Raw genomic sequence first — 26,325 nt, 5'->3', positions numbered from 1 at the left:
TTTTCTCACGCGCCACCCACGCACGCTTACCAAGTGGTCGGGATGCCCGACGCTATGGAGACTCGGGTTCCTCGCTCGCCTCTGGTGCCTTCTTAGGTGCCTCTTCCGGAATGATGAGCACCCCCGGCCCGCTGGCCGCCTTGCCAGCCCCCGCGTCGGGTGCGGGAAGCGCGGTGGTGCGGTGGCGTCGGACATCTTGAACCACGAGGGCGGTGGCGCCGCCGATGATCACGAGCGCGGCGAGCCCGATCCCGCCCCACATGAGCCACGGCTTCCAGTTGGTCTCCGGGGCGGCGCCCGCGACGATCGTGATGTCGCTGCCCTGCGCCAGGTCTGCCAGGTCGATCGTCACCGAGTTGCCGTTAATGTCGCCCTCGGTGGCGCTCGTGACCAGTCCGGGGAAGGAGAACGTGAGCTCCACGTCCACCGAACTGCCGAGCAGCTCCAGCTGGCCCGCGCTGACTCCCGTCTTGCTGAGCGCATCGCCGAGTGCGGCCGTCGGAATCGAAACCACATAGGTGTCTTCGGTGTGCACGAGCGTTGCCTTCGCCGTGAACGGAAGCCTGGCAGTGAACTGTGCGAACGTCGTCTCGAACGCGTCAAGGGGCAGGTTTGTCGCGGTGATCTCCACGCCCGTGAGATCGCCGTCGCTGTAGTCCTCCACGGAGATCTGGTTGGGGTACGCGGCGGCGAGCGAGAGGTACTCCTGCGACGAGGTGATCGCCCCCTTGAGGTCCGCGAAGTCCAGATTCGCGAGGCTCCCCAACTGCTGCCGGGCCTGCTCCGTGGTGGCGATGATCGCCTTCTGGCTGAAGGTGTCGTCCGCGTGGACCTCGGTGTCTGAGGTGACTCGCACGCACCCGGCGAGGGCGGCCACCGCGAGCACCGCGAGAGCGAAAAGGCGCGCCGCAGACCTCACTTCTGGTCCTTGCGGTTCTTCCAGGCGAGGAAGCCGACGGTGCCGATCATGCCCAGGAAGATGAGCGAGCTGATGACGATGAGGCCCGTATCAGACCCCCCGGACGTGCTGGAGACCTCAAGGTGGAGTAGGGCCATGCCCCTACCTTGGCACACGCACGCTTACGGTGCCGCCGGGTCCTCTGGCGCTTGCGGCTGCGTGGCGGGCTCCTCTGCCGCAGCGGCAACCGGCTCAACAGCCGCAGGCTCCGCGGTGTAGGGCACGGTCTCGACCTTCTTGGCGCGACTGCGCACAACCACCACCACGATGACCGCGGCGATGATCAGGATCCCGAGCCCGATGACGAGCCACGCCCACGGCGAGCCGCCCGTGGTGGCCTTGCCCTCCGCGTGCAGCGTGTCCGGCGGGTCCAGCAGGTTCCAGGTCACGGTGTTGCCGTCGTCGGAGACGGTGCCGTTGGATTCCGTCACGCCGCCGGGGAAGGTCACGGAGAACGTGAAGGACGCGCCGAGTGCGGCCGGGTCCATGCCCTCGGTGCCGGTGCCCGCGTCGTCGGTGCTCCACGTGCCGTCCACGATGAACGTGTCGCCCTCGCGGGTGATGGAGATGTCGGAGCCGTCCGAGTCGCCCTTGAACGCGTCCAGCGGCTGGTTCGCGAACGTGTACTTCTTGCCGATGAAGCCGTCCTCGTCGTAGTCCTCGACCTTGGCGCCGTCGAACTCGTCGCTCACGTCGCCGGTCATCTCACCCAGGATGTCGTCGTCCGACATGCCTAGCGACTCGCCGAGGCCGGCCTGGATCGCGATCACCATCGTTCCGTCGATCGTGTTGTCGCTGTTGAGAGTGAGATCTACCTTGCCCTTGAAGCACCCGGCAAGCGTGACAATTACCAGGAGCGACAGTGCGGCGACCTTTGCGGCGTTCTTCATGGCCCATACCCTGCCATAGGTCGTCCGCTCAGCGAAGCGCCTGTGACCTATCTGTGCCCGACGCTGTGGTGACCTTTGCGCGAGAGCCGCCCGAGCGTCGGGCCGGCTTGGGCGCCCTTGGCCAGAAGGTGATGCCGAGAGCGGCAAGTACCAGGGCCGTTGCCGCGATCGACGGCCAGGGCGAGAAACTCGAGATGGCGCTCGCGCGCGCCTCGAGCGTGGGGGGCCCGTCGACGAGGTTCCACGTGACCGTGTTGCCGTCGATGGTGCCGTTGGAGCTGGTCACCGGGCCGGGGAACGCGATCGTGACGGTCATCTGCGGGGTGTCGCCGGCGTCGGCCGCCTGGTCGGAGTCGGTGGACGAGGCCTTGCCGCTCACGACGAACTCATCGCCCTCGCGAGTGATGCCGAAGCGGTCGTCTGTTGGCGCGAAGCTCGCGAGTGGCTCGTCGCGGAAGGTGACCTCGACGCCGCTGTAGCCGTCCTTCGTGTACGGATGCGTCCAACTGCGCTCGAAGCTGTCCTGCAGGCCCGAGTCGTCGAACAGGCCCTGGGACACGGAGACGTCGCTGCCGCCCATCGCGGCGCCGGAACCCTTCTCGATCGCGACCACGTAGGAGCCGTCGACGGTGTTGTCCGCCTTCACCGTGAGGTCGGCGCTGAAGCGCATGCAGCCGCTCAGGGCGAGCGCGGCGGCGACCGCGAGCCCGAGCGCAGCGATGCGACCTCTCACGGGGAAAGAGTTTCACGGGGCATGGGCGCCGGGCGGGAGCCACGCGGGCGCCCTCAGTCTGACGGGGTCAGCCCGCGAGGGCCTCGCTGACCACTTCGCGCGCCGCGGCCTGCACCTCGCCGAGGTGGGCCTGAGACACGAAGGACTCCGCGTAGATCTTGTACACGTCTTCGGTCCCGGACGGCCGCGCGGCGAACCACGCCTGGTCCGTGACGACCTTGAGCCCGCCGATTGCCGCCCCGTTGCCCGGCGCGGCGGTCAGCTTGGCCGTGATCGGAGCGCCGGCGAGCGTGGTCGCGGGCACCTGCGACGGCGACAACTTGCCGAGCGCCGCCTTCTCCGCAGGGGTGGCGGCCGCGTCGACGCGCGCGTACCAGGACTCGCCCAGCCGGGACACGAGGTCGGCGTGGAGCTGCGAGGGCGAGCGCCCGGTCTTCGCGATGATCTCCGATGCGAGCAGGCACATGATCGGGCCGTCCTTGTCCGTGGTCCACACGGTGCCGTCGCGGCGCAGGTACGACGCTCCCGCCGACTCCTCGCCGCCGAAGCCCACTTCTCCGGACAACAGCCCAGGCACGAACCACTTGAACCCCACCGGCACCTCGATCACGCGCCGTCCAAGCTCCGCACCAACCCGGTCAATCAGCGAACTGGAGACGAGCGTCTTGCCAACGGCAGCGTCGGGCCGCCAACCGGGCCGCCCGCCGGAGTACAGGTACGAGATCGCCGCCGCGAGGTAATGGTTGGGGTTCATCAGGCCGCCATCGGGGGTGACGATGCCATGGCGGTCGCTGTCCGCGTCATTGCCGTGCGCGATGTCGTAGGGCGCGTGGCCGCCGGCCATGAGCTCGCGCAGCGACGCCATCGCGTAGGGCGACGAGCAGTCCATGCGGATCTTGCCGTCCCAGTCCAGGGTCATGAAGGACCACGCGGGGTCGACCTTGGGATTCACGACGGTCAGGTTCAGCCGGAACTCCTCGCCGATCGCGCCCCAATAGTCAACGGCGGCCCCACCGAGCGGGTCCGCGCCTATCCGCACCCCGCGGTGCGAATCGCCTCGAGGTCCACCACGGACGGCAGGTGCCGCAGGTAAAGGTCCAGGTAATCGAACGTCTGCACATTGTCGCGGGTCAGCGCCCGCGCATAGGGAATCCTCGGTACCTGCCGCCAGGGCCCCGCGAGCAGCTCGTTCGCGCGCGAGGCGATCCACCCGGTCGCGTCCGTATCGGCGGGCCCGCCGTGCGGGGGTTGTACTTGAAGCCGCCATCGCGCGGAGGGTTGTGGGAGGGCGTGATGACGATGCCGTCCGCCAGTCCGGAGCCGGAGGTCCGCAGCGCACCGGGCGCCCCGTTCGCCACGAGGATGGCCAAGGACACGGCAGGCGTGGGAGTGAACCCGTCGCGCGCGTCGATGCGAACCTCGACATCCGCGGCCGCGAGCACCTCCACGGCCGTCTCCTGAGCGGGCCCGGACAGCGCGTGCGTGTCCTTCCCCACGAAGACGGGCCCGTCTATCCCCTGGTTCCGCCGGTACTCGACGATCGCCGCGGTGATGGCCACGATGTGTGCCTCGTTGAACGCGGAGTCGAACGAGCTGCCCCGGTGACCAGAGGTCCCGAAGGCCACGCGCTGGGAGGCGACAGCAGCGTCGGGCACAAGGTCGTAGTACGCGCCAAGCAGCGCATCGATGTCTGTGAGGTCTTCTGGGAGGGCGCGTGTGCCCGCTCGCTCGTGCATGCATCCACAGTAGGTGACGCAATGGGTAACGGGTTGGTGTGAGATTGGCAAAACAAGCTCCCTGCCCGACGCTGTGGCTGGCTAAGGTTGGAAGGTGGCACGCAAGGCTGGGGAAACGACGGAGTCCCTCCCTGAGGGAGCGGCGGCAGCGGCCGCCCTCATCGTCGCGCACGACCAGGCGCGGTACATCGCGGCCACCGTCAGGGCCGCGCGCGCCATCCCTGGTATCGACCTCGTTCTGGTGGTCGACGACGCCTCCACGGACAACACTCAAGAGCTCGCGCGAAAGGCCGGCGCGGTCGTGGTCCGGAACTCCCACTCGCGCGGCCGTTCGGCGTCGCTGGAGCTTGGGGCCTCTGTAATCGCTATGCGCGATGAGCCCGAGATGACGCCGCGCGCGATCCTGATCCTCGACGGTTCGCTCGGGTCATTCGCGATCGGCGCCGCGCCGCTCGTGCCCGCCGTCACCGAGGGCGTATGCGACATGGCCATCGCGCTCACCGACATCACGCCCGTCTCGACCGGCCCCACCGCGAAGGCCGCGCGCCGCGCGATCGAGATCGCGAGCAACTGGACGCCCCAGCAGCCGCTCTCGCGGATCCGCTGCGTGAGCCGCGATGCGCTCGAGGCCGCGATCCCGCTCTCGCGCGGCGTTGGCATGGAGGTGGCGCTGACGCTAGACGCGCTCGCGGCGGGGTTCCTCGTCACCGAGGTCGAGTGCGACATCCGCCACAAGCCACACTCTGGCGAGCGCCGTTCGCTCGGCAAGCGCACCAGCCAGTACCGTGACGTCATGCTTGCCGTCTCATCCCGCCGCGTGAAGGGTGCCGCGTCGACGACCCGCCACGCGGTCGGAGAGCAGGTGCAGAAGGTGACGCATCGCCGCGACAAGGGGCCCGACGCAGCGGAGGGCGACGAGTGAGCACCCTCCCCCGCTACGCCTACCTTGGCCCGGAGGGCACGTTCACAGAGATGGCGCTGCGCCTCATGGTGTCGCCCGACGAGGCCCAGTTCGTGCCGGTCGTCGACGTGCCGACCGCGCTCGGCGCCGTGCGATCCGGCGACGCCGACTATGCGGTGGTCGCGATCGAGAACACGGTCGAGGGCGGCGTCACAGCGACCCTCGACACTCTCGCTGAGGGATCGCCCCTCGTGATCCTCGGCGAAGTGGTGCTGCCGGTCGAGTTCGAACTGGTCGCGCGAGCGGGTGTGGGAGTCGGCGACATCCGTGCCGTGTCCGCTCACCCGCACGCCTGGAACCAGGTCCGACGCTGGGCGAACGAGAACCTGCCGGGCGTGCTCTTTGTGCCAGCCCAGTCGAACGCGGCCGCGGCCCTGGCCATAGCGTCGGGCGACAGCGTGCAGGGAATCCCGGCCGAGGCCGCGCTCGCGCCCCCTGGGCTCGCCGCGCGGCTTGGGCTGACCGTGCTTGCCGAGCGCATCGCGGACATTGAGCACGCGGCGACCCGCTTTGTGCGGATCGGGCGCCCCGAGGCGGTGCCCGCGCCCACCGGCCACGACAAGACCACGCTGTCCGTGCACTTGCCCACCGACCGCGCGGGCGCGCTGCTAGAGATGCTCGAGCAGTTCTCCGTGCGCGGCGTCAACCTCTCGCGCATCGAGTCGCGTCCGCGCACCGACCGCCCGGGTGAGTACTCGTTCTCGATCGACGCGATGGGTCACATCGCGGAACGGCGCGTGGCCGAGGCGCTCATTGGGCTCAAGCGGACCTGCCCGCTCGTGGTGTTCCTGGGCTCCTACCCGGCTGCCGATCCGACTCCGACGCCGGTGGCGCCGGGGACCGCAGACGCGGCGTTTGTGGACGCCGAGAAGTGGGTCGCTGGTCTCGTCGACGGCATCAGTGACTGACGAGGGGGCGCAGACGCGAGCCGAGCTCGAGTCGCTCGCTCACCGGTTTGAGGCGCTCATCCGCGAGAGGCTCCGTGGCCTTGCCCCGCTTGAGTGGGTCGATGAGATCCACGAGGACGAACTCATAGGGATATCTGCGTTTGTTCGCCCAGCCCGCGCCCACTCGGGCGGCGTCACAGTGACGGTGTATCAGGGGGCCGAACTCGGCGTGGCGATCGGGCCGAGCGAGTTCCGCTACCACGTCCACAAGCCTGTCGGGTTGGAGAAGGCCGCGGGGGACGCGGTTGTGGCTATCAACGGTGGCGCCCGCGTAGAGGTGTATCGCCGGTGGTGGCGCACCTCCACGCGCACCATCGTGCCCGCCTACGGCCTCCCGATCGCGACGTCCGTCTGGAACCAGGAGTTCCCCGGATATCCGCTCGGGACCCACTTCGCGCAACCGGCCATGATGACGGAGACCGGCGCGTCGGGCGCCGCGATCACACACGCGGCGGGCGACGTGGCGATAGGCACGGCGACCGCGGGCGAGCAGGTGGGCGCGCGAGTGTCGATCGCCTTCGACGGCGGGTACTGGATCCGGTGGGAGGGGCCCGACGAGCAGCAGTACCGCGACACCTGGCACGACGCGAGCGAGATGCAAGGGGTGTTCCACGAGTTCGACCGCGAGGTCTCATGGGATTGGATCGATCCCGAGTTCCTCGCGTGGCTGGAGTCCGGCGTCTAGATCGACGGATCGTCCTCGGGTGCGGACGACGAGTCACCGTGCACCCGGGCCAACCGGTGACTAAGCGGTTGAGCCGTGCTGCGACTCGTTCCACTCGCGACTTCCCTCGAGCAGTTCGTGCGCCATGTCATCGAGGAACCTCGCCACGGCTTCGCGCTCCGCTGACGTGAGCCGTGCGGCCGCGTAGAACCGCCGCGCCTGCTGGCGCCCAACGGACATCGTGGCCGCGCGTCGTGTCTCGGGTGTCACGGTCACGGTGAGTGCCCTGCGATCCGAAGGATGCGGGTGCCGGACCACGTGCCCGCCTCGCTCCAGCCGGTCGAGAAGCTTGGTGGTGGAGGCCGGCGAGATGCCGATCTGTGTGGCCAGCGCGCCCGGGGTCACGAGTACCCCGCGGTTCTCGGACACCATCAGGAAGTGAAGGGCGCGCATATCGGTCTCGCCGAGCTTCATGAACCGCTGGGACTCGTCGGAGAGCTTGCGCTCGGCCTCGCGAAGCCGTCCGAGCGCGCCCATGATCGCGTTGATCTCCGCGAGGGTCTGTTCGTCCACCCCAGTCACGTCGATGAGCTCGGAGCGGGCGTTGTTGGAGGCCACGTGATAGAGCGAGCCTCCGTCTTCTTTCGCCTGCTCCGTGGACATGAGTGAACACTACACCGAGGACTTGTTATGCTAAGTTAAATATTGCCTTGGCTAAGCAAGATGGGAGGCGAAATGGGTACCGAGCGCTACGTCGTCCTTCTCGATAGCGACCTCCAGCCCGCCGGCACTGCCCCGCGCGACGAGATCCATGGCCCAGAGACGCCGCTGCACCTCGCCTTCTCGTGCTACGTGCTCCGCCCATCCGGCGAAGTTCTCATCACCCGGCGCGCCCTGACCAAGCGCACCTGGCCGGGCGTCTGGACAAACAGCTTCTGCGGGCACCCGCAGCCAGGGGAGCCGATGGAGACCGCGGTCGCGCGCCACGCGCGCGACGAGTTGGGCGTCACGCTTCAGACCCTCACCCTTGTCCTCCCGCACTTCCGCTACCGCGCTACCGACGCGAGCGGCGTCACGGAGAACGAGTTGTGCCCGGTCTTCGTGGCGACCACGTCCGACGCTGTTGTCGCCAACCCCCACGAGGTTGCCGAGTGGGCGTGGGTTGGGTTGGGAGAGCTCGCGGAGACCGCGCGCACCCTCCCTCAAATCCTCAGCCCGTGGTCGGTGTTGCAGCTCGCGCACCTGAGCGAGTCTTTGGCGGTGCGCTCATGAGCATCGCCATCGAACGGCGAACGGACGTCCGCCTCGACCAGGTCCATCACGCCATCCGCGCCTACTGTGCCGAGCGGACCCACTCCGCCTCCCGTTACGGCCCCGAGTTCACGGAGCTGTGGCGCATCGCCACCGAGACGGTGCTCGGCGGGAAACTCGTGCGCCCCCGCCTCGTCCTCGCGGTCCACGCGGCACTCACGGAGGCTGATGGCCCCGCTCCCCAGACCGTCGTCAACGCCGCCGCCGCCGTGGAGCTCCTCCACTACGCCTTCGTCCTCCACGACGACGTCATCGACGGCGACCTGATCCGCCGCGGCCGCCCCAACCTGATCGGCACCGTCGCGAACTCCGCCCCAACCAGCGGCGACGTGGCGCTTCACTGGGCCACGACGTCGGGCATCCTCATGGGCGATCTCATGCTTTCCGGCGTCTACCAGCTCATCGCCGAGCTGGACGCCCCCGCCTCCGTGCGCTCGCGGCTCACGCGCGTGCTGGGCGAGGCGATCGACGAGACGGTCGCCGGGGAGCATGCCGATGTTGGCCTCTCCCACGGGGTCATAGCCCCCGACCTCGGCACCATTCTCGCGATGTCCGCGAACAAGACCGCTACCTACACGTTCTGCCTGCCCCTCGCCTTTGGCGCGATCCTGGCCGACGCGGACGCGGCCACCGTGCGCGCCCTCACTAGGGCGGGGCGGCACCTCGGCTCCGCGTTTCAGCTTCAGGACGACCTCCTCTCGGTCTTCGGGGACCCTGCGTGGCATGGCAAGGACGCCGCGTCTGATCTGCGCGAAGGCAAGATGACCGCGATCATCGCCCACGCTCGCGGGACCCGGCAGTGGCGCCACATCGAGCCGTTCCTCGGCCGCCGCAATCTCACGGCTCCCGAGGTGGCGCGCGTGTGCGGGCTTCTCGAGTCATGCGGCGCGCGGGCGTCCGCGGAGCGCCTCATCGGCGAGTCCATGGACGCGTTCCGGGCGGCCATCGCCGACCCCGCGGTGCCCGCTCGCGCGCGCGAGGACCTCGGCGCGCTCGCCGCGAGCCTGCGCGGGAGGGCGGCGTGACCGCGGCGCACACGAAACAACCGGGCGATGCCCTCGACGCATTCACGCGCACCGCTCAAGGGGCCGCGAACGAGGTCATCGACTCCTACTCGACGTCGTTCGGGATGGCCACGCGGCTGCTCGGGGCTCGGCACCGCCAGCACGTGCGCAACGTCTACGCCCTCGTTCGCGTGGCCGACGAGATCGTCGATGGCGTGGCCGCTCAGGCGGGGCTGTCGCTCGAGGAGCAGCGCGCGGTGCTCTCCCGATTTCGCGCGGACACCGATGAGGCGGTCGCGCGAGGCTACAGCGCCGACGTCGTGATCCACGCGTTCGCTCGCACCGCTCGCGAGTGCGGCATCGGTGCGGACCTCACGGGCCCTTTCTTCGACTCGATGGCCATGGACCTCGCGGCAGGCGAGGCCGAGCACGACGCCTACGTATGGGGCTCGGCCGAGGTCGTCGGCCTCATGTGCCTCCGGGTCTTCCTGCGGTCGGAACGCCCCGGCGACGAGCAGCTGCGGATCCTCGAGCACGGCGCGCGTCAGCTGGGGGCCGCATTTCAGGACATCAACTTCCTGCGCGACCTCGCTGACGACGAGCAGCTGGGCCGCCACTACCTCGGCGAGCGACTCACGGACGCGGACAGGGACACGTGGGTAACGCGCATCCGCGCGCAATTGGCCGACGCCACGCTCGCCATCCCCCTGCTTCCGCGCGACGCCCGCGTAGCGGTCCGCACCGCGCAGGCCCTGTTTGCCCGGCTCGCCGACCGCATCGCGGACACTCCAGGCGACGAGCTCCACGAACGCCGCATCCGCGTGCCCAACGCCGTGAAGGTGCTCCTCGCCGCCCGGGCGCTCGTCGCCACCGCGCTGGAGCGCTCGTGACGCGCACCGTCGTCATCGGCGCCGGCGTCGGGGGCCTGGCGACAGCGGCACTCCTCGCGCGAGAGGGACACGAGGTCACCATGTTCGAGCGCCTCGATCGCGTCGGCGGCCGCGCGGGCTCCCTCGAGGCCGACGGCTTCCGCTTCGATACCGGCCCCTCGTGGTATCTCATGCCGCGCGTATTCGAGCACTTCTTCAACCTGCTCGGCACCTCGGCGGCCGAGCAGCTCGACCTCCGCGAGCTCAGCCCCGCCTACGCCGTGTTCTCCCAGCCCGACGATGGGGCGAGTGAGGGCGAGAAGGTCACCGTGCCGTCGGGCAGGGAGGCGGTAAGGCGCCTTTTCGAGGCACGCGAGCCGGGCGCGGGCGCGCGCTTGGACGCGTACCTCGACTCGGCGAGCCGCGCGGCCGAGCTCGCCGAGCGGCAGTTCCTCTTCAACCCGTTTACGCGGCCGGCCTCGCTCGCCAGCGCAGAGGTGTTGCGCGCGGCACCCAAGCTGGCGCGGATGCTCGGCACCTCGCTTGATCGCATGATCACCAGGAGCTTCTCGGATCCGCTGTTGCGGCAGATCCTGGGCTTCCCGGCCGTCTTTCTGGGCACGAGCCCGCTCGACGCGCCCGCGATGTACCACCTCATGAGCGCCTACGACCTCGACGATGCCGTCCGCTATCCGATGGGCGGCTTCTGGGAGGTGGTGCGGCGGCTGCGGGCTCTCGCGGAGGGCAATGGGGCGCGCATCGTCACTGGCGCCGACGTCACGGCGATCACCACGGTGGCGGCGGGCTCTCGCCGCCGCGTCACTGGCGTGGAGGTGGACGGCGAGCGGGTCCGTGCCGACGTGGTGGTCTCCGCGGCGGATCTCCACCACACGGAGACGGTGCTCCTGGAACCCGCGGCCCGGAGCTACCCGGAGCGCTGGTGGGACACGAGGGTCAGCGGGCCGGGTGCCGTGCTCGTGATGCTGGGCGTGCGTGGCGAGCTGACTCGGCTGCCGCACCACTCGATGCTCTTTGCTCGCGACTGGGACGCCAATTTCGATGCGATCTTCGGCGAGGATCCGCACATCCCGACCCCCGCGTCGGCCTACGTGTGCCGGCCGAGCGCGACCGATCCCGCCGTCGCCCCGCCAGGCCACGAGGCCCTGTTCATCCTGGTACCGGTGCCAGCGGACGCGAGTATGGACCGGTCGCAGGTGGCCGCAGTCGCCGACGCGGCGATCGACCAGGTCGCGCGCTGGGCGGGCATCGCGGACCTGCGCGAACGAGTCGTCACGCGCCGCACCGTGGGCCCAAGCGACTTCGCCCGCGACTATCACTCCTGGCACGGCGGCATGTTGGGACCCGCGCACGTGCTGCGGCAGAGCGCGATGTTCCGGCCCGGAAACGCCTCGAGGAAGGTCCAGAACCTCTACTACGCAGGGGCGACCACCTCGCCGGGCATCGGCGTCCCCATGTGCCTCATCAGCGCCGAGCTGGTGCTCAAGCGCATCCGCGGCGACAAATCCGCGGGCCCGCTCCCGGTGCCCGCCCGCTCCAGGGCGAGCGCGTGATGGGCCTCGCCTACCTTGCCGCTCTGCTGGCTTCGAGCGCGTGCATGCTGCTTCTCGACTGGCGCTACCGCCTCTTCTACTGGCGCGACGTGCGATCAGCAGCCGTGGTCACCGCGGTCGGCATGGTGGGCCTGCTCCTAACCGACGCGGTCGGCATCGCGCAGCACATCTTCTATCGAGGCGACAGCTCTGCGGCCCTGGGGCTGGTGCTCGCGCCCCAGCTCGCCGTGGAGGAGCCGATCTTCCTGTGGTTCCTGGTGCTCTGCACGATGGTTCTCTACACCGGAACGCTCCGGCTCATCGGGTCGAGGCGGCGCTCGTGACCTACCCCCAGCTCGCCGCGATCGTGGTCGGGCTCGCGGCCGTCGTGGCGGTGATCGGCGCCCTCGCCCTTCCCCCGGCCCGACGCCGTGGTCACCTTCTCGCGGTCCTCGCCACAGCGTCGGGCCTTGCTGTGCTTACTGTTGTGTTTGATTCGCTGATGATTCACTTTGGCCTGTTCTCGTTCGAGGACTCCGCGCTGAGCGGGGTGTTCCTGTGGCTCGCGCCCATCGAGGACCTCTCGTATCCGCTCGCGTGCGCGCTCGCGCTCCCGGCAGTGTGGGTGCTCATGAGGAGGCGCCGCGATGACGACTGAGCTGCTGCGGGGCGCGATCGCCGCCTCGCGGCCCGTGAGCTGGATCAACACCGCGTACCCCTTCGCCGCCGCGATGCTGCTGACCACTCGCGAGGTGGACTGGGTGCTCGTGGTCGGCACCGTCTTCTTCCTGATTCCCTACAACCTCGCGATGTACGGGATCAACGACGTCTTCGACTATGAATCGGACCTGCGCAACCCGCGAAAGGGCGGCATCGAGGGCGCGTTGCTGCCGCCGCGGCTGCACCGGCCGCTGCTGTGGCTCATCGCCGTGGTGAACCTTCCCTTCGTCGTGGCACTGGTGCTGGCAGGAGACCCGGTCTCGTGGCTCGCGCTCGCGGTGAGCCTGTTCGCTGTGGTGGCGTACTCCGCGCCGGGGCTGCGGTTCAAGGAGCGGCCGTTCCTGGACTCCGCGACGTCGGCGACGCACTTCGTCAGCCCTGCCGTGGTGGGCTTCACCCTCGCGGGAGCCGCGTTCACTCAAGCCGTGTGGCTGATCCTCGCCGCGTTCTTCCTGTGGGCGATGGCCGCGCATGCGTTCGGCGCGGTGCAGGACATCCTGCCCGATCGGGAGGCGGGAATCGGCTCTATCGCCACCGTGATGGGCGCGCGCGCAACGGTGCGCTTCGCGGTGATCGCATGGGCCGCCTCTGGGCTGCTCATGCTCGCCGTGCCGTGGCCGGGACCTTACGCGGCCATCGTCGCGATCCCCTACATCGTCAACTGCGCGCCGTGGTGGAACGTGAGCGACGCCGATTCGGCACGCACCAACGCCTCGTGGCGGCGCTTCATCGCGCTCAATTACGGCGCGGGCTTCATTGTGACGCTGCTGCTGATCGGGGCGTGGACCGGCGTCTAGATCGACGGATCGTCGCCGGGCGCGTCGGGCGACGCTTCGAGCGTCGCCGCCGGCACCCGCACCCTCATGGCCCCGGCATCGACCCGCGCGGTGATCGCCGACGCCCTCCCGAGGAGCTCCCCGTCCACCTGCACCTTCTGCGGGGTGTGGAAGGCGACCTCGACCTCCTCGCATCTCACGTGGTCAACGCGGGACGCCTTGAGCACCCGTGCCCACCATGGGTCGCGGATGCCGGCGTTCTGCGCCATCACCTGGCCGAACAGCTCGGTCCAGCCGACGAGTCCGCCGCGCGCGTCGAGGGTCGCGACGTCGAGCTTGCCGTCAACGGCCGAGGCGTCGGGGATGAGCTGCAGCCCGCCGGGCAGGCGGCCCACATTGCCCATCATCACGGTGCGCATGTGCGTCTCCGTTGGCTCCCCGCCGTCAACCGCGATGCGGGCGGCGATGCGCTTGGTGCCGAGGTGGGCCACGGCGGCGAAGAAGTAGGCGAACCAGCCAACACGGGCCTTGAGCCTCTCGTCAGCGCCCGCGACCATCTCGGCATCCAGGCCCCCGCCGGCGATAACGAGGAAGAGGTGAGAAGCGGGCGATCCCTCCATTCCCGGCTTGGTGATGTCGAGCCAGCCGACGTCCACGGTCTGGTCCTCGCCGTCGATCGCGAGCCGCAGAGCGGCGTGCGGATCGTTGAGCGGGATGTTGAAGTTGCGCGCGAAGATGTTGCCGGTGCCCATCGGCACTATGCCCATGGTCGCGCCGGAATGCGCCACCCCCGTGGCGACAGCGCGAACGGTGCCGTCCCCGCCGCACGCGACCACAACGTCGGCCCCAAGCTCGATCGCGCGCGTCGCCTGCCCTATCCCCGGGTCCTCTGCCGTGGTGGTGAACCACATGGGCTCAGGCAGGTAGCGGATTGCGCACGCGCGCATCGCCTGTTCTCGCAGCTGCCCGACGCCGGGTTTGATTGGGTTCGCCACGAAGGCGATGCGCTGGTTGCGCGTGAACATGGGCGGCGCGTCTTCGGGCGCGGGGGTGTCCGGTGGCCGGATGTACAGCACTCGCCGCCAGAAGCGCGGCACGTTCAGCGGATCGCGGTGCCCTATCTGGCGAGTGACAGACACGACGATGAGCAAGGCGAGGAGAGCGACCCCCAACCCCACCATGCCCAGCACGTCTGCGGTCATGAGTTGAGCGTAATGGAGCGCCACTAGACTGCCAGGCATGATCGACCTGAAGCTCATCCGCACCGACCCCGACGCGGTCAGGGCGAGCCAGATCTCCCGCGGCGAGGACCCGGGCCTCGTTGACCAGGTGCTCTCCGCGGATGCGGCGAATCGTGCGGCTCTCAACGCGTTCGAGACCGCCCGCGCGGAGCAGAAGACGCTCGGCGCGCAGGTGGCGCGCGCTCAGGGCGACGAGAAGGCCGCGCTGCTCGCCCGCACCAAGGACCTCGCCGCCCAGGTCGCCGAGCTCAAGGCGACGGCCGACGCTGCGGCAACCCAAGCGTCGGACCTTGCGCGGGCGCTGGGAAACATTCCGGAACCCGGCGTGCCAAGCGGTGGCGAGGAGGACTTCGCCGTGCTGCGGCACGAGGGCACGGTGCGCGACTTCGCGGCCGAGGGCGTGACTGTGCGCGACCACCTGGCCATTGCGGAGGGCCTGCGCGCGATCGACATGGAGCGCGGGGCGAAGGTCTCCGGGGCGCGGTTCTACTTCCTCACGGGGATTGGGGCGCGGCTCGAGCTCGCGCTCCTCAACGCCTCGATGGCGCACGCGATCGAGGCGGCTTCAGCCCCATGATCACGCCCACGCTGGTGCGGCCCGACGTCATGGCGGGGACGGGCTTCCTCGGCAAGCACGCGGAGGAGATCTACTACCTCGAGCGCGACGACCTGTACCTGGTGGGGACGAGCGAGGTCGCTCTCGCGGGGTACCACTCGGACGAGATCGTGGACCTGAGCGCCGGGCCGTTGCGGTACGCCGGCTGGAGCGCGTGCTACCGGCGCGAGGCCGGGTCGGCGGGCCGTGACACGCGTGGCATCATCCGCGTGCACCAGTTCCACAAGATCGAGATGTTCGCGTACACGCACGCGGCCGACGCGGGTGCCGAACACGAGCGCTTCCTCGCCACCGAGGAGGCGATGTTGCGCGCTCTGGAGCTGCCGTACCGGGTGATCGACACGGCGGCGGGCGACCTTGGCATGAGCGCGGCCCGCAAGTACGACTGCGAGGCGTGGCTTCCGTCGCAGGAGCGGTGGATGGAGGTCACCTCGACCTCCAACTGCACCACCTACCAGGCGCGGCGCCTCAACATTCGCGAGCGCGGCGAGTCCGGGAACGAGGCGGTGGCGACCATCAACGGCACCATCGGCACCACGCGCTGGATCGTCGCGCTGCTCGAGAACCACCAGCAGGCTGACGGCTCCGTGTACGTCCCGCCCGTGCTGCGCCCGTACCTCGGTGGCGTCGAGGTGCTCTCGCCCGTCGGGTGATGGGCCCCGCCATTCACCGAACCGTCACCGAGCGTTGCGCGGCCGCGTCACCGCCGCGTCGTATCGTGCAAGCATGAACAGAGAAGATCAGAACGAGCTGGCCGCCACCGACTGGCGGCTCGTGGGGCTCGACATTGACGGCACGCTCATGAACTACGGCGGCGAGATCTCGCAGGCCGTGATCGACATGGTGGAGAAGGTGCGGATGTGCCGCACGCACGTTGTCCTCGCAACCGGCCGCAACATCGTCGCGACCCTCCCGGTAGCGCATGCGCTCGGCATCCGCCGCGGATGGGCGGTGTGCTCGAACGGCGCGGTGACCATCCGTCTCAACCCCGGCACGCCCGGCGGCTACGACCTCGCGCACGTGCGCACCTTTGACCCCCGCGCGGCGCTTGAGATCGTGCGCCAAGAGCTGCCCGACGCTTTTGTCGCCGTTGAGGACCTCGGCGTGGGTTTCCGCGTGGCCAAGGAGTTCCCCATGGGTGAGCTCTCGGGTCGCCAGATCACGGTGGACTTTGACGACCTGTGGCGCGAGCCTGCGACCCGCGTGGTGGTGCGCGCGCCCGGCGTGGACGTCGAGCACTTCGATGCCGTGGTGCGGGCCATGGGGCTGCAGGACGTGACCTACGCGATCGGCTACACGGCATGGCTCGACCTCACGGGCCCTGGTGTGAGCAAGGGCAGCGCGCTCGAGGAGTTGCGGGTGCAGTTGGGCGTGGACGCGGCCCACACCGTGGCCGTGGGCGACGGCACGAACGACGTGGAGATGCTGCGATGGGCCGCGCGATCGGCGGCGATGGGGAATGCCCCGGAAAAGCTCAAGGCGGTGGCGGACGAGGTGCTCGGGCTGGTGGCGGACGACGCTGTGGTGCCGTTCCTCGCCCAGCTCGCCGACCCCACGAGGCTCGCGCTGCTCTAGCTTCGCCGCTCACTAGGCTGGTGGCCATGAACTGGCTCACCACGCCCGCACATCACCGGTGGCTCGAGGCCGAGACGGACCGACTGTTGACCTTCGGGGCCCAGAGCAAGGACCCGCTCGGCGGCTTCGGCTGGCTGGACGAGGCTGGCAGGCGCGACCCCAACCACGACGTCGAGCTGTGGATCACGTGCCGGATGACGCACTGCTTCTCTCTCGCGGCGCTGATGGGACGCCCCGGAGCCGCGGCACTCGCCGACCATGGCGTCGCCGCGCTCACGGGTCGCCTCAAGGACGATGACAACGGCGGCTGGTTCGCCGTCGTGGGGCCTGACGGGCCAACCAAGACCGCCAAAGAGGCGTACGGACACGCCTTCGTCATCCTGGCGGCGGCGTCGGCGACGGCCGCGGGGCTGCCCGGCGCGAGCGAGCTGCTGTACGACGCTCTCGCGACTCACGGCGAGCACTTCTGGGACGACGAGGCCGGGATGAGCCGCGAGAGTTACGCCGCCGACTGGAGCGGCGAGGAGGACTACCGGGGGATCAACGCCAACATGCACACCGTGGAGGCGTACCTCGCGGCCGCGGACGTCACGGGGGACCGGGTGTGGCTGCAGAGGGCGCTGCGCATCGCGGAGCGTGCCGTGCACGTGTTCGCCGCGGGCAACGAGTGGCGCATCCCTGAGCACTTCACCGGCGCGTGGGAGCCGCTGCTCGACTACAACAAGGAGACCCCCGCGCACCCGTTCCGCCCGTACGGGGCGACGATCGGCCACTCCTTCGAGTGGGCGCGGCTGACGCTGCAGATCGGCGCGTCGCTAGAGCTCGCTGGCCTCGCGGCGCCCGAGTGGATCGTTCCCGACGCGCGCGCGCTGTACGACACCGCCGTCGCCGAAGGTTGGGACGTCGACGGCGCACCGGGCTTCGTCTACACCATCGACTGGGAGGGCCGTCCGGTGGTGCGCGAACGCATGCATTGGGTGAGCGCCGAGGCCATCGGCGCGGCCGCGGTGCTCTGGGGGCGGACGCGAATCCAGCACTACGCCGACCAGTACGCGCTGTGGTGGGACTACGTCGCGGACAACCACCTCGATCCGGTCGGGGGCTCGTGGTGGCACGAACTCGGCACGGACAACGCCGTCTCCCGCACTGTCTGGGAGGGCAAGGCGGACATCTACCACGCCGTTCAGGCGACGCTCATCCCGCGGCTCCCGGCGGCACCGGCGCTCGCGGCCGCCCTGGCGAACGGCGCGCTTCGCTAGCCGACCGCCAGCACCACCTTGCCAAACGCCTCGTGCCGCTCAAGCAGCCGGTGGGCCTCGTTGACCTGCTCAAGCGGCAGCACCGCGTGCACCACGGGTCGCAGCGAGTGGGGGATGAGCGGCCACACGTTCTCGTGCACGGCGGCGACGATCGCGGCGCGCTGATCTAGGGGGCGCGATCGCAGGGTCGTGCCGGCGATCGTGAGGCGGCGAGACAGCAGGGAGCCAAGGTTGAGCTCGGCCACGGCTCCGGACTGCAGCCCGATGACCACAAGGGTTCCGTCGTCGTTGAGCGCCGCGAGGTTGCGGGACAGGTAGTCGCCCCCGATGCAGTCGAGGACCATGTCCACCCTCCCCACCCGCTGCACGTGCTCCGCGAAGTCCCCCGCGCGATAGTCGATCGCTAGATCGGCCCCGAGCTCGGCGCACCTGGCGGCACGCTCAGGGCCGCCCGCCGTCACGATGACGCGCATCCCCAATGCCTTCGCGATCTGGATGGCGGTGGTCCCGATCCCCCCGGAGCCCCCGTGAACGAGGAGCGAGGTGGCGCGCGGAATGCCGCCGACTACAAGGTTGGACCAGACCGTGCAGGCGGCCTCAGGGAGGGCCGCGGCCTCGATATCGGAGAGGCCAGGGGGCGTCGGAAGGACCAGAGATGAGTCAACTGTGACAAATTCCCCATAGCCGCCTCCGGGCAGCAACGCGCATACCCGTTCGCCCCCGACAAGGCCGCTCACGTCCGCTCCAAAGCCCGCCACAGAACCGGCGACCTCGAGCCCTGGCCACGCGGGAGCGTCGGGCGGCGACGGGTACAAACCCCGTTTTTGCAGGAGGTCTGCCCTATTCACGCCCGCCGCGGTCACCTTGATGAGAACGTCTCGCGGCCCGACGGCCGGCGTGGGGGCGTCGACGATCGCGAGTTCGCCTGAACCGCCGATTTGGGGCAAAGCGGCAACCTTCACCAAAAAACCCTCGAAACTTCCGTCATACCCATGCCGCCCCCTGCTCTCAATGTACGGGTTACCCGAGGTGTGCCTTAGGTTTTCGGCGACGGAGCCGATAACCGTTGGGACTGGATTGGCTCGTGTTACCCACGACGAGACTGGGGTTCTTCTCAGGCTCACAAGGGAGAGGCTTCATGCTCCAAAGGCTTGGTATTCGAGGAAAGATCCTCGCGGTTGTGGCGGTGCCGATCATCGTTCTGCTGCTCGCGTCGGGATACATCACCCTCGCCGCCGTCAACGCGCTCGCTAACGCCACGAACGCCCAACAGCTCGTGGCGACCGACAAGGCGACGCAGCCCTTCCAATCGGCGTTCAACGTTGAGCGCGACGCCGCGGCCAACTTCGTGGACACCTTCACGAGCTATTCCTCCGCCCGAGCCAACGCGCAGAACAGCATCGATGTCTCCATCGAGGCGCTGAAGACCACCGACACCGACGCGTACAGCGCGGTGGAGAAGGCCTTCAACGGGGGCCAGGCAACCGAGAGCGGCGGCACCGCGCAGAGCCTTGACCAGGCGCGCGCTGTTGGGCCGTACCAGGAGGGTGAAGAGGATCTCTCCCCCGAGGATGCCGCCGAGAACGACAACGGCGAGTGGTGGACGTGGCCCGCAGCGGACACGGTTTCCTCATCAGTCGAGTCTGTGCTCGCGATCAGCGACGCCGTGGACGACCTCGCGGCGAAGGCGTCCGGCACGACCAAGGAGACTCTCCGCGACATCGCTTTCCAGCTCGACCAAGAGGCCTCGGCAGCGCAGAGCCTGCTCACCGTGCCGCAGACCTACCAGCAGACGTTCATCGACTCGACCGAAGAGTCCGACAACACGTGGAGTGGCCTGCTGTCCAAGATGACGGGCGTAAAGCAGTCCGACTCGAACGACGCCGTGATCGCCATGATCTCCACGGCCAAGGACCAGATGCGCGACCTCGAGTCCACCCGCACCAAGGTCCGCTTGGCCGGCAACTCTGCGAGCAACCTGTCGTCCTGGTACTACGGTGTGCTCGGCTCGCTCAACGACATGATCGACCGCTCGTCGATCGCCGTGAACGACCCCGACCTGAGCCTTGACCTGAGCGCCTTCGGCGCCACGTACAACGTCCAGCAGCAGCTGTCGCTCGAGTCCACAAGCACCCAGCGCATCCTGCGCCAGGGCGACTACAAGCAAGGCGACGCGACCGGTGCGCGCAACCAGATCGCGGCCACGGACTTCGCGCTTGACCAGGCACAGTCCGCTGTCGACGCCATCGGTGGCACCATCGCGGTCCCCGACTGGGGCGCCTCGCGGACCACGACCTCGAACCTCGACTTCCTTTCTATCCGGAACACGGTGGCGGCCGGTGACGCCGCCGCCCTCGCGACCATCGCGAACCAGGACTGGGTGGGCATGGTGCAGGCCGAGGCCGACGCCCAGAAGCCCGCATACGACGAGACCATCAGCAAGGCGACGGCGCGAGCCGACACCCTGCGTCAGTCCGCCCTGCTGCAGACGATCGTCACGGCCCTCGGTGCCGCAGTCGCCGTGGCCCTGTCGCTCATCGTCGCCCTCCTGATCTCCCGCCGCATCGTGGTCCCGCTGCGACGCCTGACCACTACGGCCACCGCAGTGCGTGCAGAGCTTCCCCGCCTCGTGGAGCGCGTGGCGATGCCAGGAGAGACGGTCGACGTCGCCGAGGTGCAGATCCCCGTGGAGTCTCGAGACGAGATCGGCCGCCTCGCCGAGGCGTTCAACGGCGTCAACGCGGCAACGCTGTCCATCGCAGGCGAGCAGGCCGCCCTCCGTGGCTCGATCTCGGAAATGTTCGTGAACGTGGCCCGCCGCGACCAGGTCCTGCTGAACCGCCAACTCGCGTCCATCGACGACATGGAGCGCACGCAGGATGACCCTGAGACGCTGACGAAGCTCTTCGCGCTGGACCACCTGGCCACGCGAATGCGCCGTAACAGTGAGTCGCTGCTCGTGCTCGCCGGCATCGACACCGGCCGCCGCCTGCGCCGCTCGATGCCGCTGTCCGACGTGATCCGCACCGCTTCTTCGGAGATCGAGCTGTACGAGCGCGTTCAGCTCGAACTCGATGCCGACCCCGCCATGCTCGGGCACTCCGCTCTCACCGCAGCCCACCTCTTCGCGGAGCTGCTCGAGAACGCAACGGTGTTCTCCGACCCCGGCACCCCGGTCGTCGTTCGCACGAGCGAGCACGAGGGCCAGTACGTCGTGGAGGTGCAGGACTCGGGAATCGGCATGTCCGCATCCGAGCTCGCGGAGGCCAACAGCCGCGTCGCGTCTACGGCGGCGTCCGAGATCCTCGGCGCCCAGCGCCTCGGCCTCTTCGTGGTCGGCCGCATTGCCCGCCGCATCGGCGCTCGCGTGTCGATCGAGTCCACCGAGGGACAGGGAACGACCGCGCGCGTCGTCATGAACACGTCGCTGTTCGACTCCACGGTCGCGCCGGACATGGCACACCACACGGAGTCGACGGTCGACGAGGCCATGCACGCCCCGGCCGCGCTCGTCACGAACAACGCCGAGGACGAGCAGTTCGAGGCCCCGGCCCCTGCCGCTGTGGCTGCGGCGGCGGAGTCTGCCTACCAGCCGTCCGTGGTCGAGGCGGCGCCGCTCGCGGCCCGCGAGCCGTCGCCACAGCCCTCCGTCGATGAGCTCATCGCCGCCGACGCGAGTGCGGCGCCCGTCGGCGTTGCCGTCAACTCCGCGGATCTCACGGACGGTGTCACGGGCATGGGCCTGCCCACGCGCCGCCGCCGCACCGGACCCGTCGAGGTCTCGGAGGACGAGGCGAAGAACGTCATCGGCCTCCCCGCCCGCGCGACCGCCGCTCAGCTGAGCGCGCTTGACGCCGCGACGCCTGGTGAGGAGTTCAAGCCCGCGATTCCCGCGAGCGAGATCACTCCGCAGACGCCGGAGGAGCGCGCGCAGATGTTCCGCGGCTTCCGCTCGCGCCGCGACCTCACCGGACAAGACGCCCCGCTCGACGCCGAGGCCGAGTCGCTCGGCCACGCCGCACGTCGTGGCGGCCTGGCGCCGGAGGACGTTGTAGCCGCGCAGCAGGTGGAGCCGATGGTCATCCCGGCGCTCGAGGACGACGAGTTCGAGCCCGCTCCTGCCGCGGCGGCTGAGGTTGCCGAGGTTGCCGAGGTGGCAGAGGTTGCCGAGATCGCCGACGCCGTGGAGACTCCCGCGCTCACGGCAGACGAGCCTCCTGCGAGGATCGGCACGGCCGGCTTCGGCTACGACGATCAGTCGGAGCCCGCCGTTCCCATGCCCATGGTCGTGCCCTTGCTCGAGGACGATGAGGACTTCCCCGTTGCCGAGCCGGTCGCGGTGAGCGACGCGGCGGAGTCGGTGGAACTCGCCGAGCAGCCCGTTGCCGAGGAGCCCGCCGCCGCGTTCGAAGCTGCAGAGCCCGTCGCCGAGGCAACGCCCGAGCCCGAGTTCGTCACCTCTGACTCCCCCGCCGACGAAGGCATCGGCGCCGCCCCCGTCGTGGCAGCCGCCGCGGCCGCCGCACCGTTCTCGTACGCCGACGTCTACGGTTCGCTTCCTGCTTCCGCTCCGGCACCGGAGCCCCAGCAGGCGTGGGCCTCGGAGGCGGCGCAGGTCGAGCCCGCGTCGTCGCTCGCCGGCGAGGGTGTCGCCGAGCCGACGCTGGATGAGCTGATCGCCGGCTCGTCCGGTGAAGCCGCCGCCAAGTCTGGCTTCTTCGGCCGCCTGTTCGGCAAGAGCAAGGCAGCCAAGGAGGCGCCCGCTCCGCGCGAGAAGGCGCCCAAGAAGCTCTCCAAGAAGGAGCAGCGGGCCGCTGAGGCCGCTGCGGCCGCAGCCGCAGCTGCGATTGCCGTGGAGGCGATTGAGCCCGACGGCGGGGCCGGGTTCGCCCCGACGCCGCAGCCATCCGTTCCCGCGCCCGCGTTCGCGACGGCCCCGGCATACGATGCCGCTCCCGCATATGAAGCGGCGCCCGCGTACGACTCAGCCCCGGCATACGAGGCAGCGCCAGCGTACGAGGCTGCTCCCGCGTATGAAGCGGCGCCCGCGTACGTGGCTCCCGCACCCGCGTATGAGGACGCTCCTGCGCCCGTGGTTCCGTCCTATGACTCCCCGGCGATGGTCCAGGCCCCCGCCGTCCAGGCTCCGGAGGCCGTCTCTCCCGGTGGAGCGTTCGCGCTGTGGTCGTCTCAGACTCCGGCCCCCGTGGCCGAGCCGCAGGCGGATCCGCACACCTTCGAGGTGCCGACGGCAGGGCAGGCCTTCTCCGTGGACGAGCTCGCCAACCCGTTCGGGTGGGAGGCTGCCGGCGCCAGCGCGCTCGCGGCCGCCGAGCCGGAGGTCGCGGTCGAGTACCAGCCCGTGGTTGACCTGCAGCCGGAGCTCGACTCCGAACACGCGGGCCAGGCGGAGGTGACCAGCTCGGTCTTCTCCGAACTAAGCTCTCTCGCCGCCGAACGGCCAAAGGTGGACACGACGCGTGCCGGACTGCAGCGTCGGCGCGCGGCTGATGCCCCTGCCGTCCAGGTCAAGCCGATCGAATCCGAGGTCCAGCTGTCGCACAAGGAGCGCGACGCTGACGAGGTTCGGGATCGATTCTCAAGCTTCTACTCCGGAACCCAGCGAGCTCGGCACGACGTGGCAGAGTTCGAGCAGCGCTCGCAAAGCACGGCGGGTAAGGAATAGGACAATGGCACTACCTAGCACTCACAAGGAGAACCAGTGACCACGCTCAGCACTGAGGCCACCAATTTCGGATGGCTACTCGACAACTTTGTTCAGACAGTCCCTGGGACTCGTCACACGCTCGTGGTGAGCGCTGACGGACTCCTCATGGCGATGTCGAAGAACCTCGACCGCACGGGCGGCGACACGCTCGCCGCCGTCGTGTCCGGCATGGCGTCGCTCACCCGTGGGGCTGCCCGCCAGCTCAACGCCGGCGAGGTGCGCCAGTCGATCATCGAGATGGACGAGCTGTTCCTGTTCCTCATGAGCGTCTCCAACGGCTCGGTGCTCGCGGTTGCCGCGGACTCCACGTGCGACGTTGGCCTCGTGGGCTACGAGATGACCCTTCTCGTGTCGCGCACCGAGAACGCGCTCACCCCGCAGCTGATCAGCGAGATGCGCCAGAACCTGCCCACCGACGGACAGACGCGGTCATAAGGACGCACGATGCCCGATCTCTACGCCACGCAGACTGAGGACGAACCGGACGACACCTACGCGGTGCGCCCGTACGCCGTCACGGGTGGGCGAGTGCGTGCCGCGAGTGCGGACCTGCCTATGGAGGCGCTCGTCGAAGCGTCCTCCAGCCCAGAGACTTTGAGGGGACTGACCCCCGAAAAGAAGAAGATCCTGCAGCTTGCTACAGGTCAATATCAATCCGTCGCCGAGCTCTCGGCCCACACCCGCCTTCCGCTTGGCGTGGTCAGGGTGCTGGTGACGGACCTTGCTGAAGAAAATTACTTGAGAATCCACACCGGCGGAACCGCTCAGGATGCGAGCTCGCATGATGAGTCCGGCGGCCTTTCACTAAGTCTCTTGGAGAGTGTCCTCGATGGCATCGCAGCCCTCTGACGCGCCCGTCGCTACGGCGCCGGCACCGTCCCACGTCGCCCCCACGGTCGTCAAGATCGTGATCGCGGGTGGTTTCGCCGTCGGCAAGACCACCTTCATCGGATCGATCTCAGACATCGATCCGCTCAACACTGAAGCGGCCATGACGGAGCACTCCGTCGGCGTCGATGACGCTGGCGGCGTCACCGATCGCAAGACCACCACCACGGTGGCCATGGACTTTGGCCGCATTGCTCTGCCCGGCTCCCTGTGGCTGTACCTGTTCGGAACCCCCGGGCAGGACCGCTTCCTGTTCATGTGGGACGACCTGGTCCGCGGCGCCATCGGCGCTGTGGTGCTGGTCGACACGGAGCGCCTTGACCAGTGCTTCCCCGCCGTCGACTACTTCGAGGGGCGGGGCATCCCGTTCGTCGTTGGCGTGAACTGCTTCGACGGGGTTGCCAAGCACCAGCTTGAGGACGTTCGCGAGGCTCTTGGCCTCGGCCCGAACGTGCCCCTCATGTACACCGACGCCCGCGAGAAGGCCGCGACGAAGCAGGCTCTGATCGCCGTCGTCCAGCTCGCAATGCAGCGCATCAAGGGGAACTAACTCTCCTTGCGGCGGCGCGGACCCTCCCCTGGCGGGGGTGGGGCCCGCGCCGCCGTCGCGTTCGGCTTGTTACCCTTAACGCCGTGATGTACCTGGACGGATCAGCGCTGTGCCGCTTCCTGCCGGGCGTCCGCTTTTACGGGGAGTTCACGTCGTGGGCGATCCCCAATCTCGAGAACCTCGCCACCAGCCAGCTGAGCCTCACCGAGTTGCGCCAGGCCGCCGCCCTGTATCCCCGCGAGGAGAAGGACAACGCCTACGTCGTGGTCGAGGAGGTGCGGGCCCGCATCCCCGTTGTCCGCTTCAGCGACGACAACGTGCAGATCTCGACCCACGCCGCGAGCGTCCTGCGCCCCTTCGCCGCGCTGCACCTCGGCGCCGCGGTTGCGCACCCGAGCATCGACACGATCGTCACCTACGACCCCGAGCTCGCCCGCGCCGCCGAGCTGTACGACCTCAGGGTGCTGAGCCCAGGTCTTCCCGCAGGCTGGCACAATAGGCCAGTCGGCTAGCCGACCAAGGAGAGTTGACCGAGCGGCCGAAGGTGACGGTCTTGAAAACCGTTGTGGCGCAAGCCACCGTGGGTTCGAATCCCACACTCTCCGCGCTTGAATCCCCGCCCCCAGCGTCGGGTATCCTTATCCGGCCTGGAGACGTCGCATAGTCAGGCCTAGTGCGCGGTCCTGCTAAGACCGTGAGGGTGTTAAAGCCCTCCGTGGGTTCAAATCCCACCGTCTCCGCTTTTTCTCTACGCTGGTGCCATGAACAGGACCGGAAATGGCGGCGCGGCCGCAGGCGGCAGCATCTATGGACTCGGCTTCATCGGCGCGGCCATCTACTACTTCGCGTCGGCGGACCAGTTCTGGGAGTTCATCCTCGCGATCCCCAAGGCCATCGTGTGGCCGGCGATCGTCGTCTACGAGCTCCTCAAGAGCTTCTACGGCGGCATCTGACACCGGTTCGGCGCAGCCCGGCCGAACCGGTATAGTTGTGACCTGGTTTTCCCACATGCGCCCGTAGCTCAACGGATAGAGCATCTGACTACGGATCAGAAGGTTGGGGGTTCGAATCCCTCCGGGCGCGCTAGAGTTCCAGCTTGCATCGCTGGCTAGGGCTTCGCTGCTCCAGCGAGCCGATCTGAGATCGCGATATCGACCAGGTCCGGTATCTTCCCGAGTTCGTCCAGTTCCATCGGCCCGTGAGCTTTCAGCTCCAGCGAGACCGCCTGTTGCGTGTTCCCCGGCGCAATTCTTCAGGCGCTGAGGCGGACGACAAGCGTGGCGACAGTGACATTGAGCAGTCCAGAGGCAGTCGCGGCGGCCCGGTAGTGACGAGATTGATTACCGAGC

General features: G+C 68.9%; 25 protein-coding genes, 3 tRNA genes and 2 pseudogenes. 22 read left to right on the top strand and 8 right to left on the bottom strand.

The features are described from left to right. Positions 1–52: 52 nt before the first annotated feature. The 5 genes and pseudogenes from NVV57_05035 to pgm all read right to left on the bottom strand — a co-directional run bounded on the left by NVV57_05035 (position 53) and on the right by pgm (position 4,317). Positions 53–919: a hypothetical protein gene (locus NVV57_05035; protein ID MCR6712082.1), complete on the bottom strand. Its 867-nt coding sequence runs from the start codon at positions 917–919 to the stop codon at positions 53–55. Continuing rightward, the gene (locus NVV57_05030) at positions 916–1,056 is read right to left on the bottom strand and encodes a hypothetical protein (protein MCR6712081.1); all 141 of its coding nucleotides are present in this window, start codon (positions 1,054–1,056) and stop codon (positions 916–918) included. Before NVV57_05030 ends, NVV57_05035 begins: the two co-directional genes overlap by 4 nt. A 24-nt stretch (positions 1,057–1,080) precedes the next feature. Then, complete coding sequence (locus tag NVV57_05025; protein MCR6712080.1) at positions 1,081–1,848, bottom strand: hypothetical protein; 768 nt, start codon at positions 1,846–1,848, stop codon at positions 1,081–1,083. Between the two features lie 28 nt (positions 1,849–1,876). Further along, positions 1,877–2,581 carry a hypothetical protein gene (locus NVV57_05020; protein MCR6712079.1) on the bottom strand — a complete coding sequence of 235 codons (705 nt, stop codon included), beginning with the start codon at positions 2,579–2,581 and terminating at the stop codon, positions 1,877–1,879. 67 nt (positions 2,582–2,648) lie between these two features. Then, positions 2,649–4,317, bottom strand: a pseudogene (gene pgm / locus NVV57_05015) (phosphoglucomutase (alpha-D-glucose-1,6-bisphosphate-dependent)). Positions 4,318–4,411: 94 nt separating this feature from the next. On the opposite strand from pgm, the gene NVV57_05010 reads away from it, so the two are divergent. From NVV57_05010 to NVV57_05000, 3 genes are read left to right on the top strand one after another with little or no spacing between them, the layout of a single operon-like run. Further along, entirely contained in the window at positions 4,412–5,239 is an 828-nt protein-coding gene (locus NVV57_05010) for a glycosyltransferase (GenBank protein MCR6712078.1), read from the top strand. Further along, positions 5,236–6,186 carry a prephenate dehydratase gene (pheA, locus tag NVV57_05005; protein ID MCR6712077.1) on the top strand — a complete coding sequence of 317 codons (951 nt, stop codon included), beginning with the start codon at positions 5,236–5,238 and terminating at the stop codon, positions 6,184–6,186. Before NVV57_05010 ends, pheA begins: the two co-directional genes overlap by 4 nt. After that, positions 6,179–6,910 (top strand): hypothetical protein, encoded by a 732-nt coding sequence (locus tag NVV57_05000; protein MCR6712076.1) that lies wholly within the window; start codon positions 6,179–6,181, stop codon positions 6,908–6,910. The genes pheA and NVV57_05000 overlap by 8 nt, the downstream gene beginning before the upstream one ends. A gap of 60 nt (positions 6,911–6,970) precedes the next feature. Here the strand turns inward: NVV57_05000 and NVV57_04995 are convergent, their stop codons facing one another. After that, positions 6,971–7,552, bottom strand: a complete 582-nt coding sequence (locus NVV57_04995; protein MCR6712075.1) for a MarR family transcriptional regulator — start codon at positions 7,550–7,552, stop codon at positions 6,971–6,973. Between the two features lie 72 nt (positions 7,553–7,624). Here NVV57_04995 and idi point away from each other — a divergent pair, with 72 nt between their 5' ends. The 7 genes from idi to NVV57_04960 are packed head-to-tail and all read left to right on the top strand — an operon-like array spanning position 7,625 to position 13,140. Next, entirely contained in the window at positions 7,625–8,161 is a 537-nt protein-coding gene (gene idi / locus NVV57_04990; protein MCR6712074.1) for an isopentenyl-diphosphate Delta-isomerase, read from the top strand. Next, positions 8,158–9,225, top strand: a complete 1,068-nt coding sequence (locus NVV57_04985; protein ID MCR6712073.1) for a polyprenyl synthetase family protein — start codon at positions 8,158–8,160, stop codon at positions 9,223–9,225. Before idi ends, NVV57_04985 begins: the two co-directional genes overlap by 4 nt. Continuing rightward, complete coding sequence (locus NVV57_04980) at positions 9,222–10,094, top strand: squalene/phytoene synthase family protein (protein ID MCR6712072.1); 873 nt, start codon at positions 9,222–9,224, stop codon at positions 10,092–10,094. The genes NVV57_04985 and NVV57_04980 overlap by 4 nt, the downstream gene beginning before the upstream one ends. Further along, positions 10,091–11,644 carry a phytoene desaturase family protein gene (gene crtI, locus NVV57_04975; protein ID MCR6712071.1) on the top strand — a complete coding sequence of 518 codons (1,554 nt, stop codon included), beginning with the start codon at positions 10,091–10,093 and terminating at the stop codon, positions 11,642–11,644. Before NVV57_04980 ends, crtI begins: the two co-directional genes overlap by 4 nt. Then, a complete protein-coding gene (locus tag NVV57_04970; GenBank protein MCR6712070.1) occupies positions 11,644–11,967 on the top strand; it encodes a lycopene cyclase domain-containing protein in 324 nt (107 codons plus the stop codon). The genes crtI and NVV57_04970 overlap by 1 nt, the downstream gene beginning before the upstream one ends. Further along, the gene (locus NVV57_04965) at positions 11,964–12,281 is read left to right on the top strand and encodes a lycopene cyclase domain-containing protein (protein MCR6712069.1); all 318 of its coding nucleotides are present in this window, start codon (positions 11,964–11,966) and stop codon (positions 12,279–12,281) included. Before NVV57_04970 ends, NVV57_04965 begins: the two co-directional genes overlap by 4 nt. After that, the gene (locus NVV57_04960; GenBank protein MCR6712068.1) at positions 12,271–13,140 is read left to right on the top strand and encodes a prenyltransferase; all 870 of its coding nucleotides are present in this window, start codon (positions 12,271–12,273) and stop codon (positions 13,138–13,140) included. Before NVV57_04965 ends, NVV57_04960 begins: the two co-directional genes overlap by 11 nt. Here the strand turns inward: NVV57_04960 and NVV57_04955 are convergent. After that, complete coding sequence (locus tag NVV57_04955; protein ID MCR6712067.1) at positions 13,137–14,321, bottom strand: diacylglycerol kinase; 1,185 nt, start codon at positions 14,319–14,321, stop codon at positions 13,137–13,139. The genes NVV57_04960 and NVV57_04955 overlap by 4 nt on opposite strands. Positions 14,322–14,358: 37 nt before the next feature. Between NVV57_04955 and serS the strand changes: the two are divergent. The 3 genes and pseudogenes from serS to NVV57_04940 all read left to right on the top strand — a co-directional run bounded on the left by serS (position 14,359) and on the right by NVV57_04940 (position 17,810). Next, positions 14,359–15,629 (top strand): annotated as a pseudogene (gene serS / locus NVV57_04950) (serine--tRNA ligase). Between the two features lie 73 nt (positions 15,630–15,702). Further along, complete coding sequence (locus tag NVV57_04945) at positions 15,703–16,551, top strand: HAD family hydrolase (GenBank protein ID MCR6712066.1); 849 nt, start codon at positions 15,703–15,705, stop codon at positions 16,549–16,551. Between the two features lie 26 nt (positions 16,552–16,577). Beyond that, a complete protein-coding gene (locus NVV57_04940; protein MCR6712065.1) occupies positions 16,578–17,810 on the top strand; it encodes an AGE family epimerase/isomerase in 1,233 nt (410 codons plus the stop codon). Here NVV57_04940 and NVV57_04935 read toward each other — a convergent pair. After that, positions 17,807–18,757, bottom strand: coding sequence for an NAD(P)H-quinone oxidoreductase (locus NVV57_04935; GenBank protein ID MCR6712064.1), 951 nt, complete (start codon positions 18,755–18,757; stop codon positions 17,807–17,809). The two genes, NVV57_04940 and NVV57_04935, sit on opposite strands and share 4 nt — an antisense overlap. Before the next feature lie 191 nt (positions 18,758–18,948). On the opposite strand from NVV57_04935, the gene NVV57_04930 reads away from it, so the two are divergent. The 9 genes from NVV57_04930 to NVV57_04890 all read left to right on the top strand — a co-directional run bounded on the left by NVV57_04930 (position 18,949) and on the right by NVV57_04890 (position 26,059). Further along, a complete protein-coding gene (locus tag NVV57_04930; GenBank protein ID MCR6712063.1) occupies positions 18,949–23,496 on the top strand; it encodes a HAMP domain-containing histidine kinase in 4,548 nt (1,515 codons plus the stop codon). A gap of 36 nt (positions 23,497–23,532) precedes the next feature. Continuing rightward, complete coding sequence (locus NVV57_04925; protein MCR6712062.1) at positions 23,533–23,973, top strand: roadblock/LC7 domain-containing protein; 441 nt, start codon at positions 23,533–23,535, stop codon at positions 23,971–23,973. A 9-nt stretch (positions 23,974–23,982) separates the two neighbouring features. Continuing rightward, positions 23,983–24,387: a DUF742 domain-containing protein gene (locus tag NVV57_04920; protein ID MCR6712061.1), complete on the top strand. Its 405-nt coding sequence runs from the start codon at positions 23,983–23,985 to the stop codon at positions 24,385–24,387. Continuing rightward, positions 24,368–24,976, top strand: coding sequence for an ATP/GTP-binding protein (locus NVV57_04915; protein ID MCR6712060.1), 609 nt, complete (start codon positions 24,368–24,370; stop codon positions 24,974–24,976). Before NVV57_04920 ends, NVV57_04915 begins: the two co-directional genes overlap by 20 nt. A gap of 86 nt (positions 24,977–25,062) precedes the next feature. Continuing rightward, on the top strand, positions 25,063–25,488 hold the full coding sequence (locus NVV57_04910) for a PIN domain-containing protein (GenBank protein ID MCR6712059.1): 426 nt from the start codon (positions 25,063–25,065) through the stop codon (positions 25,486–25,488). Positions 25,489–25,496: 8 nt separating this feature from the next. After that, a tRNA-Ser gene (locus NVV57_04905) sits at positions 25,497–25,581 on the top strand. 44 nt (positions 25,582–25,625) lie between these two features. Then, positions 25,626–25,716 (top strand) — tRNA-Ser (locus NVV57_04900). A 21-nt stretch (positions 25,717–25,737) separates the two neighbouring features. After that, positions 25,738–25,929, top strand: coding sequence for a hypothetical protein (locus tag NVV57_04895; protein MCR6712058.1), 192 nt, complete (start codon positions 25,738–25,740; stop codon positions 25,927–25,929). Between the two features lie 57 nt (positions 25,930–25,986). Further along, positions 25,987–26,059, top strand: a tRNA-Arg gene (locus NVV57_04890). The last annotated feature ends 266 nt before the right edge of the window (positions 26,060–26,325 follow it).

Origin of the sequence: Demequina sp., from assembly GCA_024707205.1 — a bacterium.
In the GTDB taxonomy this organism is placed as follows: Bacteria; Actinomycetota; Actinomycetes; order Actinomycetales; family Demequinaceae; genus Demequina.
Note: the sequence above shows the minus strand (reverse complement) of the source record. Positions and strands in the feature narration are given on the sequence as shown.

Excerpts from the sequence above, each read along its gene's own strand:
- NVV57_05030 (MCR6712081.1), bottom strand. The coding sequence starts at position 1,056 with ATGGCCCTACTCCACCTTGAGGTCTCCAGCACGTCCGGGGGGTCTGAT.
- NVV57_05025 (MCR6712080.1), bottom strand. The coding sequence starts at position 1,848 with ATGAAGAACGCCGCAAAGGTCGCCGCACTGTCGCTCCTGGTAATTGTC.
- NVV57_04995 (MCR6712075.1), bottom strand. The coding sequence starts at position 7,552 with ATGTCCACGGAGCAGGCGAAAGAAGACGGAGGCTCGCTCTATCACGTG.
- idi (MCR6712074.1), top strand. The coding sequence starts at position 7,625 with ATGGGTACCGAGCGCTACGTCGTCCTTCTCGATAGCGACCTCCAGCCC.
- NVV57_04985 (MCR6712073.1), top strand. The coding sequence starts at position 8,158 with ATGAGCATCGCCATCGAACGGCGAACGGACGTCCGCCTCGACCAGGTC.
- NVV57_04970 (MCR6712070.1), top strand. The coding sequence starts at position 11,644 with ATGGGCCTCGCCTACCTTGCCGCTCTGCTGGCTTCGAGCGCGTGCATG.
- NVV57_04960 (MCR6712068.1), top strand. The coding sequence starts at position 12,271 with ATGACGACTGAGCTGCTGCGGGGCGCGATCGCCGCCTCGCGGCCCGTG.
- NVV57_04955 (MCR6712067.1), bottom strand. The coding sequence starts at position 14,321 with ATGACCGCAGACGTGCTGGGCATGGTGGGGTTGGGGGTCGCTCTCCTC.
- NVV57_04945 (MCR6712066.1), top strand. The coding sequence starts at position 15,703 with ATGAACAGAGAAGATCAGAACGAGCTGGCCGCCACCGACTGGCGGCTC.
- NVV57_04940 (MCR6712065.1), top strand. The coding sequence starts at position 16,578 with ATGAACTGGCTCACCACGCCCGCACATCACCGGTGGCTCGAGGCCGAG.
- NVV57_04930 (MCR6712063.1), top strand. The coding sequence starts at position 18,949 with ATGCTCCAAAGGCTTGGTATTCGAGGAAAGATCCTCGCGGTTGTGGCG.
- NVV57_04920 (MCR6712061.1), top strand. The coding sequence starts at position 23,983 with ATGCCCGATCTCTACGCCACGCAGACTGAGGACGAACCGGACGACACC.
- NVV57_04915 (MCR6712060.1), top strand. The coding sequence starts at position 24,368 with ATGGCATCGCAGCCCTCTGACGCGCCCGTCGCTACGGCGCCGGCACCG.
- NVV57_04910 (MCR6712059.1), top strand. The coding sequence starts at position 25,063 with ATGTACCTGGACGGATCAGCGCTGTGCCGCTTCCTGCCGGGCGTCCGC.
- NVV57_04895 (MCR6712058.1), top strand. The coding sequence starts at position 25,738 with ATGAACAGGACCGGAAATGGCGGCGCGGCCGCAGGCGGCAGCATCTAT.